Raw genomic sequence first — 12,805 nt, 5'->3', positions numbered from 1 at the left:
TGGCAGGTCGGTTTGCTTGCGTACCCGGGCGCAGAATCGGGCCATCAGCATCGAGTCGGCGCCGAGATCGTCGAAGAAGTGACTGTCGACTGACACGTGATCGGTGCCCACGATGTCGGCCAGCACTCCCGCGAAACGTTGCTCGCATTCGGCGAGAGTGGCCAGAGAGTCCCCCGGATCAGTGGTCACGACGTCGTAAGAGTTCCCCATCAGTTGGGTCCCTTGCAAAATCAGAGCGGTCGATGCGGCGCGCTGGACTGCTATGGGAGCTGGGGAACACAGCTAAGTGATCGCCCACCTTGACCATGGCGGTTGTGTCTGGCCTTGCTCAACGGCTGATCCGGCCGACTTGGATCGACAACATCCTTACGCGGCAACGCTTCCCTCGACCGCAGCGCCGAGGGGCTGGCCGATGAAGTTCCTTCCCCATCAGCAACCGCCGCTGTGAACAGCTGTGAACAGTGGTCGCCAGAACAGAGAACCATGGTCTTTTTCCAGGGTACGACTGTGCGCGGTACGTGCAATGGGGGCGAGCTGACGCCCGCCGAGGAGGAGAGGCGGGACCGGGCGCGGAGTTGGCAGTCGGCGGGCTGGATCGTGTGCTCCGACTTTTTCACCGCCTGCCCCGCTCGCGCGGTCGGCGGGGTTCGAACAGCGCCCTGGCCCGGGTGAGTTGGCTGATGCTCAGGCATGGGCCCTTCCCATGAGCTGCACGCTGCACCGGGGGGACGCCCTGATCGTGCTGAGCCCCTCCCGGACGAGAGCGTCAACGCCGTGATCACCGACCCGCCGTACAACTCCGGCGGACGGACCAGTTCGGACCGCACTCGCCGCACCGCGCGAGCCAAGTACGTCACCAGCGACTCAGCCAACGACCTCGCCGACTTCCCCGGCGAGAACCGCGACCAGCGCTCCTACCGCTCCTGGCTGACCGAGCACGCGGTCGCCGTCGTCTTCTCCGACTGGCGCCAGGAGCAGACCACCTCCGACGCGCTGCAGATGGCAGGGTGGACCTGGAGCGGCACGATCCCGTGGATCAAGCCCGCCAGCCGGCCCCGCAAGGGTGGGCCACTTCATCGCCTCCCCGTGTCCCGCTCTCGGCCCCGCCGAGACGAAACGGTGTTCGGGGAGCCGGGTGAGGAGTCGCCGAGCAGCAGGCTCAGCAGCCCGCCCTCGGACAATCCTGTCGCCAGGTGCGGTTGTCGTTCCTTGCGCGACGGCGAAAGAGGTCGCGGACCGCCTCGGCTTCGTCGACGCCAGCGACTTCACCAAGTTCTTCCGGCTGCGGACGGGCGTGACGCCGGGGATGTTCCGGGGCGGCACGGACCTCAGGTGATGCTCAGCGCAAGGCGGAAGCCCACGCGGACAAGCAGGGCCGCCAGGCTCTGGCCGGTGGGTCGCCGGGCTCCACTTTTGTTCGGAGCTCTTACAGCAGGGAGAAGTCGCGCAGGGCGGCGCGGTGCCACCGTCGTGGACCCGCACCGCTACGTCGGCCGGCCGGCGAACGCACGGGTGGCCGTCACCCTGGACCGCGAGACGTTCTGGGACCGCATGGTCGGCGCCGTATCGCCACCCTCGGCCCACGCACACCGTCACACGGCACGCGGCCCGGGCCGGCGGGGACCGCGGGGGCAGGCGGCCTGCTACCGGGCCGGACCGGCCAGCGACTTCGCCAGCCCTTCGGTCAGCCACCGGTGCGCGACGGTCATGTTCAGCCCCCGTCCGCCGGTCACCGTGCCGACGAGGGCCCAGTAGCGTTCCAGGCGGGGATCGAACCCCGAGGAGCGCGACACCAGCCCGTGCAGGAACGAGCGGAAGGCGGGCGTGTCGAGCTCCCTGCGCGCCCGTGCGTGCGCGGAGACGAACGCGTCGACCGCCGCCCCGGCGTGGGGCGGCTGTCCCTTCGACAGCGCGGCGGCCGTCAGAGCGGCGGCGTCGTCCAGCTCCGCGTAGAACGCCGGGGCGTCGCGCATCTCCTGCTCGTGGTCCTGCGTCCAGCGGGTGAAGGCGGGTGTCGAGACGAGCACGTGGAGTTCGGCGTAGGCCAGCGCGCTGTCCGGACCGGGGTCGTGCGGCGGCTCCGGGGAGAGCATGGCCACCATGCTCTCCAGGCGGTGGCGGGGCATGGTCCCGGACAGTTCGCGGAACCAGTGGTCGGTGAGGGACCGGTGGGCCTGCGGCAGCCGCTGCACCCGGGAGAGGACCTCCAAGCGGTGCAGCCGCTCCCCGGCAGGGCAGTCGTCCAGGGCCCGCAGTGTGGCCTGCCGCCAGCGCAGCTCGACGAGTCGTTCCTGCACCGCCTCCAGTTCGGTTTCCACCAGCTCGTGCAGCGAGCACTCGCCCGTCACCACCCGTGCGACGGTGGCGATCGGGGTGTCCAGCGCCCGCAGCCGGCGTATGAGCCGGATCCGCTCCCACGCCTCCGGACCGTAGCGCCGGTGCCCGCCCGCGCTGCGGGCGGCGACGGGCAGCAGACCGATGTCGGAGTAGTAGCGCAGAGTCTTCACGGCAACCCCCGTCCCCTCAGCGAGTTCGCCGATGCTCCACGTGGTCTGCGTCACAGCCCCTTGAACCTCCAGTGCACGGGAGGTCCTAGCGTAAGAGCTCCGGGCCGACCGGTCGCCCGTCGGCCGCCGCAAGGGGCTCGTGCGGCGCATGTCGCCCCGCTGCGACCGAGAAGGGACACGTATGCACCCGACCACGGCACCAGGGAGCCGTCGCCGCGGAGGCGGACTGCGCGCGGCGCTCCTCGCCCTGCTCTGCGCCCTCGCGAGTCTCCTCGCCACGACGGCCGCCCCGGCCGCCGCCCCGCCGGCGACCGACCCCGGCGGTCCCGTCGTACGGACCGACCACGGGCCGGTCCGCGGCGCGGCACACGGCTCGTACGCCACCTTCGACGGCGTGCCCTACGCCGCTGCGCCCGTCGGCCGGCTGCGCTGGCGGCCCCCCCGCGCCCGCCGCCGTCTGGCACGGCGTACGGGACGCGAGGACGCCGGCTCCGCACTGCGTGCAGATGCCGGCGCCGGGCGCGGCCACGGGCGTGGTGTCCGGGTCGGAGGACTGTCTCTACCTCAACGTGACGATGCCGACCCCCGCTCGGCCGGCGGCCGGGCGGCCCGTGCTGGTGTGGTTGCACGGCGGTGCCTTCCTGGGCGGTTCCGGCAGCGACTACGACGCCGGGGGGCTCGCGGTCCGGGGCGAGGCCGTCGTCGTCACCGTCAACTACCGGCTGGGGATCTTCGGCTACTTCGGCCACCCCGGCCTGGGCTCCGCCCCGCCGTTCGGCCTGGCGGACCAGCAGGCCGCGCTGCGCTGGGTACGTGCCAACGCCGAGCACTTCGGCGGAGACCCGGACAGGGTCACGCTGGTCGGCGAGTCCGCGGGCGCCCTCGGCACCTGCGCGCACCTCACCTCGCCGACGGCCGCCGGGCTCTTCCAGCGGGCCGTGCTCCAGAGCGGTTCCTGCGCCATGTCCTTCCCCCGCGGCGCACTCGGTCCCGCTTCACCGGCGTACGAGCCCTTCGCCGCGCAGCACGACGTGCAGACGGCCGGTGCCCTGGCGGCCCGCCGGCTGGGCTGCACGGCGGAGCGTGACGAGGAGGTCGTGGCCTGCCTGCGCGGGCAGAGCACGGAGCGCCTCGCCACCGCCGAGCAGATGCAGTCCTTCAACCGGCCCGCGTACGGCAACCGGCTGCTGCCCATGGCGCCGCGGAAGGCGCTGGAGGCGGGACGCTTCCACCGGGTCCCGCTGATCCAGGGCACCAACCGCGACGAGATGCGCCTGTTCGTCGGCCTGTCCCTCGCCGCCTTCCCGATCCGCACGCGGGACGAGTACCGCGCCCGTCTGACGGACGCCTTCGGGAGCGCGGCCCCGGCCGTCGAGGCGCGCTATCCGGCGGCGGGCCACCCCACGCCCGCACTGGCCTGGGCTGCGGCGCTCACGGACCGGTCCCTGACGTGCACCACGCTGGCCACCGGCCGGACCATCGCCGCCCACGCGCCGGACCTCCCCCTGTACGGCTACGAGTTCGGCGAGCCGGAACCACCGGTACCGGCCGGCCTGCCGCGGAACCTGGACTTCCCCTACGGCGCGGCGCACGGCTTCGAGCTGCCGTTCCTGTTCTCCTCCGTGGCGACCGAGCGGCCCCTGACCGCGCCCCAGCGCGCCTTGTCCGACCGGATGATGGACTACTGGACGGATTTCGCGCGCACCGGCAGCCCGAACGGCCCCGACGCCCCGTTCTGGCCCGTGCTGCGCTCGGCGGGGCCCCGGGACCAGCCGGTGCAGTCGCTGGCGGCCGGGCCGGGCGGAGTCCGTCCCGTCGACGCGGACACCGCGCATCACTGCCCGTTCTGGGACGCCGTCGGCACGACCGGCTGATCCGGGCCGAGAGGGCGGTCCGGATCAGACCCGGGCCGTCTCTTCCGGGCGCGGGGGCCGGATCGGTCGATCAGATGACTTGCAGGAAACTGGGGCCTTCCACGAGCGGTGCCGCGACTGTGCGTCCGTCAACCGAGGGATGGGCGAGAGCGGCGCTCACATCAGGCGGAGAAGAACAGGTCGAAGTCGAAGGAACGGCTGCTCGAACGGGACGTCTGACGTCGTACCGGCTTCCCTTCGCTACAGAGTCGTGGGCCGCGCCGCCCTCAGCTGCTCGGGGCCATGGACCAGCGCCTGGATGTCGTCGGCGAGGAAGGTGTACGGGTACGGGGTCGGCTGTGCGCTCGCCTCGTCGATCCGGGCGAGGTCCTCCGGCGGCAGCGAGACCTCCAGCGCGGCCAGGTTCTCCAGGAGCTGGTCGCCGCAGGAGACGCCCACGGCCACGCTGGTGATCTCCGGCTTGCTCAGGATCCAGGCCAGGGCCAGCTGTCCGGGCGTACGCCCCGTCCGCGCGGCCAGGTCGGCCAGGCACGCGATGACGCGGGACACCACCGGGCGGAACGGGTCGACGTCGCCGGTGGTGAAGGTCTGCGTCACCCGCCCGTCGCCGGTGATCCGCCGCTCCTCCAGGTCGACGCGGTAGCGGCCGGTCAGCAGGCCGTTGGCGAGCGGCCCCCAGGCGACCAGGCCGACGCCGGTGGCCGCGGTGAACGGGAAGAACTCGTGCTCGATCGTCCGCTCCAGCGCGTTGTAGTTGAGCTGGACCGCCGCCGGGACGGGCCAGCCACGCCACCGGGCGACGGCCTCGGCCTGACCGGCGTACCAGCCCGGCACATTGCTCAGCCCGACGTAGCGGATCTTCCCGGCGGAGACCAAGTCCGCCGCCGCGGCCAGACTCTCCTCGACCGGGGTGACGCCGTCCCACAGGTGCAGGTAGAGCAGGTCGACGTGGTCGGTGCCGAGGCGGCGCAGCGACCGTTCGACGGACGCGACGACGTTGCGGCGGCTGCACCCGCCGGAGTTCACGTCCCGCAGATCCGTGCGGTACCCGCACTTGGTGGCGATCACCACCTGGTCCCGCGCGGACCGGTTGCGCAGCGCCCGGCCGAGCCAGGTCTCGCTCTCACCGCGGTTGTAGACGTTCGCGGTGTCGAAGAAGTTGATGCCGTGGTCGAGGGCGACGCCGAGCAGAGCGTCGGCCTCGGCGGCAGACATGGTCCAGCGCGCCCCCCACTGCGAGCCGAAGGTGGCCACGCCGAGGGCGATGTTCGACACCTTCAGCCCGGTACGGCCCAGCAGACGGTACGTCACCTCGGTCATACGGCGCTCCTCGCCCCCCGGCTCAGATCAGCGAGCCGGCGGAGCCGCCGTCGAGCCGGCACAGCATGCCGTTGGCCGCTCGCCCAAGGCCCGCCAGGTACTGGACGCTGCGGTAGCAGGCGTCGAAGTCGATCAGCTCCTCGATGACCAGGTCCGGGTTGGACTTGCGCAGGAACACCCGGGTGATCTCGGCCTCGTCGACGCCGCGGCGGGCGGCGACCCGCTGGAGCTGCGCCACCTTGTCCGGGTCGGCCAGCGGGCCCAGCAGCAGGGTGGCGACGGCCGCGTTGCGGGAGCGGCAGGCGTCGGCGAGGGAGCCGGTCAGCACACGCAGCGCCGCCTTGCTCGCCGCGTACGCGCCGGAGTCTCGGTCGGCGTGGAACATGGACTCCGAATTGATGACGACGACCGAGGTGAAACGGGTGTCGGGGGTGGCGGCCAGCAGGTCCAGGGTCAGCCGGTAGGGGGCGAGGGCGTTGACCCGGAAGACGTCCTCCAGCTCGGCCAGGGACAGCTCGTGGGCAGGGCGGGCCGGATAGCTGACGGCGTTGTGGACGATCAGGTCGGGTGCCTCGCCGAGCCGGTCCGTGATCCGCTCCAGGGTCTCGAGGCGGGACAGATCGGCCTGAAGGTGGTCGACGCCGGGCGTGCCAGGAGTCTCGGACGCGGGGCGGCGTCCGACACCGGTCACCTTCCAGCCGTCGGCGGCGAGCCGGGCGGCCAGGTGGGCGCCGAGTCCGTGGCTGCTTCCGGTGACGAGGGCGTGCTGGGCCATGTCTCTTCCTTGACGCTCACCAGGAGACCACTCCGGGTCCCGACGAATGCGGAGAACAGCCGGGCACTGCGCCCGACCGCGCGGTTGTAGCGGTGGATGGCCTTCGCCTCCCGGTCCTCCTCGGACCCCTCGGTGCGCTCGGCGGTGAAGTCGCCCTGGGCGAAGGCGTCGTCGGCGATCAGCACGCCGCCGGGTTCCAGCAGCGGGTAGCACAGCCGGAGGTAGTCGGGGTACGACTTCTTGTCGGCGTCGATGAAGACCAGGCCGACGCTCTCCGGCGGGACGGTCTCCAGGTAGGCGCAGGCGTCGCCGACGACGATGTCCACCCGGTCCTCGACCCCGGCCGTGCGCAGGTTGCGGCGGGCGGCCTCGGCGGCCCGCGGGTCGATCTCCAGGGTGGTCACCCGGCCGTCCTCGGGCAGGCCGCGGGCCAGGTGGACGGTGGAGTAGCCGAACAGCGTCCCGATCTCCAGCACGTGCCGGGGCCGGCGCAGCAGGGTGAGGAGTTGCAGGACGCGGCCCGCGTTGTCGTCGACCTGGATGGTCGGCAGTCGGTCGTCGAGCAGGGAGCGCCGCAGGATGCCGTCGAGCACCTCCTCGCGGGGGCCGAGGACGGCGCGGATGTAGCCGTGCGGGATCGTCGTCACGCGTCTGCTCCCGGGTGCTGGGCGCCGCGGGCCGCGGCCGGCGCCCAGGGCGCGGTGCCGTCGTGGAGGCGGGCGATGTCGTAGAAGGCGAACAGGGCCTCGCTGTCCGGGCGGGTGGTGGGTGCGTCGAAGTCGAAGCACGGCAGGAACAGTTCGGGTGCCTGGTCGGGCGTCACGGCGGCGAGGGGGGTGCGGTGGAAGGGGGCGAACTTCTGGGCGCTGTCCGCGGCCCCGAAGAGATAGGCGAAGTTGGCGCCGGGGTTGGCGGTGAACATGGGCCAGGTGAAGTAACCGGGGAAGTCGCCCAGGGTGCAGTGGCGGCCGATGCCGAACCGCTCGTCCAGGCGCCGGAAGGACTCCTCGAGGCCGCCGTCGGCGCGTCGGTGGACGTCGAAGTCCAGCAGGGCCAGCACCGCTCGCTCCAGGTAGGTGCGCCGGTACTCGATCATCTTGATGCGCCGGCACAGGGCCAGTCCCTCCTCCGCGGCCGGGGTGAGGGAGAGATAGCGGGCCAGGTCCGGGTGGTACGCCCACTTCTCGCACCACATGCTGAGGTGCTCCAGCCGTTCCAGGGGCAGGTACTCCAGGCCGGACCGGTTGGAGATCCGCTTGCGGATCAGCAGGTGGTTCACGGCGTGCCCGAACTCGTGGAACAGGCTGTGCATGTTCTGGAAGGTGATCCATCCCGCGCCGTCGGCCCCCGGTCGGAACCGGCAGGAGACGTAGGCGACCGGCCGCTGCACCACACCGCTCCAGTCGGTGCGGTTGCGGATGCCCTTGGTGTGGTTGGCCCCGATCGTCTTGTTCCCGGTGTCCCACAGGTCGAAGTTGATGTGGCCGACCTCGCCGTGCTCGGAGCGGACGGCGACGGTGAGGACCTGCGCGGCGCCGGTGGCCTGCCGGGTCAGAGTGAGGCCGAAGACGTGCCGGGCGACGGTGAAGATGTAGTCCAGGCAGTCGTCGAGGTCGAACATCGGCGGCTTGGCCCCGCCGGCCGCCGTACGGACGCTGTGCGCGAAGTGGGCGAACGGCTCGTCGCCGGCGTCGGGGCACAACTTCCGAATCTCCGCCTCCAGTTCGGTGTGCGCGGTCAGTGCCCGTGCGAGGTGACGCTCCAGGAAGGCGGCCACGTCGGCCTCCTCGACGGCGCACTTGGTGAACGTCCGCGCCAGCACGCTGGGATGGCCCTGCGCGGCGCTCTGCCGCCGCCGCGCCTCGATCATCCCGTCGACCAGGCCGAGCAGCCGCGGCAGGTGCGCGTCGCGGGCGCCCTGCCAGGCCCGGGCGAGCTTGCCGCGGGTGGCGGAGCTGCCGACCTGGCTGGAGAGCTTGTAGAACACGGCCGACGGAGTGCCCGAACCGGCGGGCGTGCCCAGCCGCTCCAGCAGCCGGGCCTGGCCCCGCCGGACGTCGTCCAGGACGCCCTTGGCCTCGGTGATCAGGGCCTCTAGTTCCTGCTCGGCGGCGACGTCCGCGGGCTCCTGCTTGGCGCTCAGCTGGGCGACGTAGGCGAGCCGGGACTCCTCCGCCTCCGGGTCCGGGCAGCGCAGCCGCAGCAGCTTCTCCAGGATCTGCCGGTCCAGCTCCGGGTCCTTGTGGAAGGCGTCGCGCCAGGGCAGCAGGCGCTCGAAGTCGACGAACTCGTCGTTGGCCTCCAGGTAGAGGAAGATGTAGGCGACGTTGTTGTAGATCGAGGTGATCTCGACAAGGGTCTCCTGGGTCAGCCGCGGCTCGGCCACGATCTCCCGGAGCCGGCTCATCATCGCCTCCAGGCCCTCCTCCATGGCGGTGAGGCTCTCCCGGTCCGGCGCCAGAACGGGGTCTAGGGGCATGAGGTCACTCCTCGTCGCACGGCTGGAACAGGAACTGGTAGAGGTCGCCCCCGTACGACGCGGCGTACATGCTGCCCGAGGCCGCCGCGACCGGGGTGATGTCCAGGGCCGGTTCGTGGTCGGGCAGGCCGAGCACCTGGCTGCTCTCCCACAGGAACCGGCCGTCCTCGCGCCCGAGGCACACGATGTTGCCGCGTTCGGCCGTGGCCACGAAGTTCCCGTCGGGCAGCACCGTGAACGAGGTGTACGAGCGGGGCGCGCCCTGCGGTGAGGTCCACCGCACCTCGCCCGAGGAGGTCAGGCCGGTGACCGTGCCGAGCTGCGTGCCGACGGCCAGGACGTCCCCGGAGACCGCCGGACTGCCGGTGACCTTGGCCCCGAGGCGGACCTCCGCCTCCAGGCGGCCGGTCTTGGCGTCGAGGAGGACGCAGCGCCCGTCGACCGGGCACACGGCCAGCCGGCCGGTGTCGGGCAGCAGCGCGGGCGACGCCTTGACGGGGTGGCCGATCTCCTGCCGCCACACCTCGGTGCCGTCCGCGGCGAGGGCGACGACGTGTTCGCCGCAGCACAGCACGGCGGTGTCGTCCACCGAGGGGACCGGGCTGGCGTAGGGGTCGCGGTAGGCGGCGACACCGCCCTGCGCCGCCGACCAGGGGCGGGGCAACGGGCGGTCGTACACGAGCTCGCCGGTGCCGAGCGCCAGGCCCAGGCAGCGGCTGTGGAAGGCCGCCACCACGAGCAGGTCGGCGCCCGGCAGCACCGTGGGCGTGGCGAAGACGGGGTACTCGGCCTTGCGCGACCACACCAGGGTGCCGCGTAGGTCGAAGCAGGTGATCAGCCCGCTGGTCGTCGCGACGATGACATGCCGGCGCGCTTGGTCGACGACCAGGGAGGCGTACACCGAGCGGTCCAGGCGGCGTTCCCAGTAGACCTTGCCGAGGCCGGGGTCGAAGAACCGCAGCCGCCCGTCGTCACTGGCGACCACGACACCGACGCCGGCGACGACGGCGGGGGTGGAGCTGACCGGGACGGGGACGGTCTGCCCGAGGTGGGCGCTGTCGTGGGTGAGCCGCCGGTATCCGCAGACGGCGGGCTCGCGGTCCCAGTGGAAGGCGCCGTCGGCGCGGCCGGGCAGCACCGACTTCACCGGGTCGTGGCGGAAGGCGGGCAGGCCGGGGGAGTCGGCCGGGAGGCTATTGGGCAAGGCTCATCTCGCTTTCCGCTCGGTCCGCACCGGGCCGGCCGGTGCGGCGCAGTGCGCGCCAGAACACGAACGCGAGGACCGCGGTGGGAATGCCCTTGCAGGCGACGGCGAGGAAGGTGGAGTCCAGGGCGAAGACCGCGTACCAGGCAAGGGGGATGGTCAGCAGGTACGTCACCGCGGTCGAGGAGACGAACAGCAGTCCGCCGCGCTGGTGGACCGTGAGCATCTCGCCGAAGACCTGCTCGAAGAAGTAGGCGGGGACGTACAGGAGATAGGCGAGCAGCAGGTTGCGTGCGAGGTCCCGGTCGAGGCCGGGACTGGCGAAGGCGTCGACCAGCCAGGGCGCGGCCAGCGCGGTGACGGCGGTCGCCGCCGCGGTGGGTACGGCGGCGTACAGGCGCATCTTGCGTACCGTGCGGGCGAGGTCGTCCGGGCCCCGGCCCAGGGCGTAGCCGTAGAAGACGAAGGACCCGGCGAAACATGCCTGCGGGACCCGGCAGAACAGGGTGTAGATCTTGGTGGCCACGGTGGCGGCGGCGAGCTGGACCACGCCGAGCGTGCCGATGAACAGCAGCGGGATGGTCGTACCCATGTAGTCGTTGAAGTGGCGCAGTCCGATGCCGGGTGCGGTGCGGGCCATCGAGCGGAACTCGGTGAGGACCTCGTGGCGTTCGGGGCGTACGAAGCGGTCCGGGCGGGTGCGCAGCCGGCGGACCAGGACAATGCCGCCGATGGTGGTCATGACCGCCTGGGCGACCAGCGTCGAGGCGGCGACGGCCTGGGCCGGGGAGGCGAACAGGTCGGCGGCGCCGGTATCCAGGAAGACCCAGTTGAACAGGGCGTTCACCGCGAGGCCGAAGACCAGGTTGACGGCCGACAGGTTCTTCAGGCCGCAGATCTTGAGGGACTCGCTGATGACGATGTAGCCGAGGACCAGGGCGATGCCGCAGGTGCGGATCTGGACGTAGTCGCCGACCAGCGGGATCAGCTCGGCCTTCTGCCCGGTGGCCCGAAGCAGCGGCTCGATGCCCAGGCCGAGGGCGATGCCCAGGAGCTGGCAGGGGATCAGCAACAGCAGCAGGGCGCTGCCGAGCACCGGCAGGCGGTGGCTGGTCCGCTGCTCGCCCTCGGCCATGGCGAGCCGGCTGCTGAAGACGTCGACGACGCCGATGAAGACGGCGTAGATGGCCGAGATGAGCACATCGGCCTGACCGACGGCCGCCACCTGGTCCAGGCCCTTCGGCGCGACCATGATGAGGTCGAGGGCGCCGAACCCCACCGAGACCACGCTCAGGCCGAAGACCACCGCGGTGTAGCCGGTGTAGTTCCGCACGGTGAACCGGGTGTGCTCCATGACGGCTACCGGTCCTCCGCCCGTGGGCCGGCCCCGCGGGTGCCGGCATGGCCGAGCCGTTCCAGCGCGGTCTGGAACCGGTACCGGGAGGTGTCGTCGCCCAGGCCGTCGGCCAGGTCGAGGCCGGCGCGCAGCACCTGCTCGTCGTCGGGGGCGAGGCGGGCCAGGTCTCGGTGGAGGGCGAGGGCACGGTCGTCGGCACCGGCCTTCTGATGGCAGCGCGCCGCGCGCAGCATGTGGTAACCGACGTACGGCGGACCGGCCGCGACCGCCTGCTCGTACAGCGCGGCGGCCTGCTCGGGCCGGCCGAAGGCTGCGTAGGCCTCGGCGAGTTCGCCGTAGCTGGGGGCCCAGGCCGGGTCGAGGGCGATCAGGGCCCGCCCCGCCTCCTCGGCCCGGTCGAGGTCGCGCGTGAGGTACATGTGCTCCTTGAGCGAGGACTCGTGGTAGGTCTTCATGAAGTGCGTCTCGTAGGCGCGGGGGCGGCGCGCCATGGTGTCCTCGGCGGCTTCGCGCGCGTACTCCATGTAGCGGCGGGTGGTCTCCGCCTCGCCGACGGCGGCCGGGACCATGGCGAGGGCGCGGTACCAGGAGGAGATCGCGCCGGGGTCGAGCCGGTCGCGTGTCTCGGCCAGCCGGGCGCCGGTGGCGCGGAACCAGTCGTACTCCGCCTCCGGCAGTTCCTTGCGCTTGAGGTACCAGACGACCGCTTGGGAACAGGCGTCCAGAACGCGGTCCTCGGGCACCTCGCCGGTCTCGGCGGCCTCGCGCATGCGGTCGAACTGGCGGGGCGAATCAGCGCCGTCGTCGCGCCGGTTGGTGACGACGAAGGCGAGCATGGCGGCCTCGAACCGCTCGCGGGGGGTGGCGGCCCTGCTGTAGGCGTCGGCGAGCAGGCGTTCGGCGGGGTCGAAGCGGGAGACGCTGATCAGCGCGGCCGCCGTGTTGACCAGGGCGGTCACCGGGAGGTCGACCGCGTCGCGGACCAGTGCGGCCAGCCGTTCGACCGGTTCCGTCGGCCGGTGGCTCAGGTCGGCGAGGGAGTCGTAGGACAGGCCGGCGAGGAGGGCGGCCTCGTGCAGGACGTTGGGTTCGAAGACCTGGGCGAGCAGATAGCCGAAGCGGTCGAGCCGCAGGTCGGCGTACTGCTCCACGCAGGCCCGGGAGAACAGGTCCGCCGGCCGGCCGGGGCCGGTGGTGTACTCCAGCCCGAGCAGGGTCTCCTGGAAGGTGTTCGCCTGGATCTCGACCGTCTCGAACGCGATCGGGTCCGGGGCTGCTCCGCTCATCGT

At 72.0% G+C, this 12,805-nt stretch carries 10 protein-coding genes and 2 pseudogenes; 3 read left to right on the top strand and 9 right to left on the bottom strand.

Going from position 1 to position 12,805, the window contains the following annotated elements; genetic code table 11:
- Window positions 1–189, bottom strand: a 189-nt coding sequence (locus tag ACIRS4_RS03780; protein WP_404189423.1) for an acyl carrier protein, incomplete at its 3' end; no start/stop codon positions are given.
- Between the two features lie 514 nt (window positions 190–703).
- On the opposite strand from ACIRS4_RS03780, the pseudogene ACIRS4_RS03775 reads away from it, so the two are divergent.
- Window positions 704–1,071: pseudogene (locus ACIRS4_RS03775) on the top strand (site-specific DNA-methyltransferase); the annotation flags it as partial.
- 572 nt (window positions 1,072–1,643) lie between these two features.
- Here the strand turns inward: ACIRS4_RS03775 and ACIRS4_RS03770 are convergent.
- Entirely contained in the window at window positions 1,644–2,561 is a 918-nt protein-coding gene (locus tag ACIRS4_RS03770; RefSeq protein ID WP_404189420.1) for a MerR family transcriptional regulator, read from the bottom strand.
- Window positions 2,562–2,655: 94 nt separating this feature from the next.
- Here ACIRS4_RS03770 and ACIRS4_RS03765 point away from each other — a divergent pair.
- Both ACIRS4_RS03765 and ACIRS4_RS03760 read left to right on the top strand, forming a co-directional pair.
- Window positions 2,656–2,901 (top strand): annotated as a pseudogene (locus ACIRS4_RS03765) (hypothetical protein); the annotation flags it as partial.
- Between the two features lie 112 nt (window positions 2,902–3,013).
- Window positions 3,014–4,381, top strand: coding sequence for a carboxylesterase/lipase family protein (locus tag ACIRS4_RS03760; RefSeq protein WP_404189418.1), 1,368 nt, complete (start codon window positions 3,014–3,016; stop codon window positions 4,379–4,381).
- Window positions 4,382–4,621: 240 nt separating this feature from the next.
- Here the strand turns inward: ACIRS4_RS03760 and ACIRS4_RS03755 are convergent, their stop codons facing one another.
- From ACIRS4_RS03755 to ACIRS4_RS03725, 7 genes are read right to left on the bottom strand one after another with little or no spacing between them, the layout of a single operon-like run.
- Window positions 4,622–5,701 (bottom strand): aldo/keto reductase, encoded by a 1,080-nt coding sequence (locus ACIRS4_RS03755; protein WP_404189416.1) that lies wholly within the window; start codon window positions 5,699–5,701, stop codon window positions 4,622–4,624.
- Window positions 5,702–5,723: 22 nt separating this feature from the next.
- Window positions 5,724–6,476 (bottom strand): SDR family NAD(P)-dependent oxidoreductase, encoded by a 753-nt coding sequence (locus tag ACIRS4_RS03750; RefSeq protein ID WP_404189413.1) that lies wholly within the window; start codon window positions 6,474–6,476, stop codon window positions 5,724–5,726.
- Window positions 6,389–7,123, bottom strand: a complete 735-nt coding sequence (locus ACIRS4_RS03745) for an O-methyltransferase (protein WP_404189410.1) — start codon at window positions 7,121–7,123, stop codon at window positions 6,389–6,391. Before ACIRS4_RS03745 ends, ACIRS4_RS03750 begins: the two co-directional genes overlap by 88 nt.
- Window positions 7,120–8,955 carry a M3 family metallopeptidase gene (locus tag ACIRS4_RS03740; RefSeq protein ID WP_404189407.1) on the bottom strand — a complete coding sequence of 612 codons (1,836 nt, stop codon included), beginning with the start codon at window positions 8,953–8,955 and terminating at the stop codon, window positions 7,120–7,122. The genes ACIRS4_RS03745 and ACIRS4_RS03740 overlap by 4 nt, the downstream gene beginning before the upstream one ends.
- Window positions 8,956–8,959: 4 nt before the next feature.
- Entirely contained in the window at window positions 8,960–10,159 is a 1,200-nt protein-coding gene (locus tag ACIRS4_RS03735; protein ID WP_404189404.1) for a PQQ-binding-like beta-propeller repeat protein, read from the bottom strand.
- The gene (locus tag ACIRS4_RS03730) at window positions 10,149–11,513 is read right to left on the bottom strand and encodes an MATE family efflux transporter (RefSeq protein WP_404189400.1); all 1,365 of its coding nucleotides are present in this window, start codon (window positions 11,511–11,513) and stop codon (window positions 10,149–10,151) included. Before ACIRS4_RS03730 ends, ACIRS4_RS03735 begins: the two co-directional genes overlap by 11 nt.
- Window positions 11,514–11,518: 5 nt before the next feature.
- Window positions 11,519–12,802 carry a hypothetical protein gene (locus tag ACIRS4_RS03725; protein ID WP_404189398.1) on the bottom strand — a complete coding sequence of 428 codons (1,284 nt, stop codon included), beginning with the start codon at window positions 12,800–12,802 and terminating at the stop codon, window positions 11,519–11,521.
- Window positions 12,803–12,805 lie beyond the last annotated feature (3 nt).

Origin of the sequence: Streptomyces sp. NPDC101166 (genome assembly GCF_044768125.1) — a bacterium.
Taxonomy (GTDB): Bacteria; Actinomycetota; Actinomycetes; order Streptomycetales; family Streptomycetaceae; genus Streptomyces.
The sequence above is the reverse complement of the archived record's forward strand: the minus strand, read 5'-3'. Positions and strand labels throughout refer to the sequence as shown.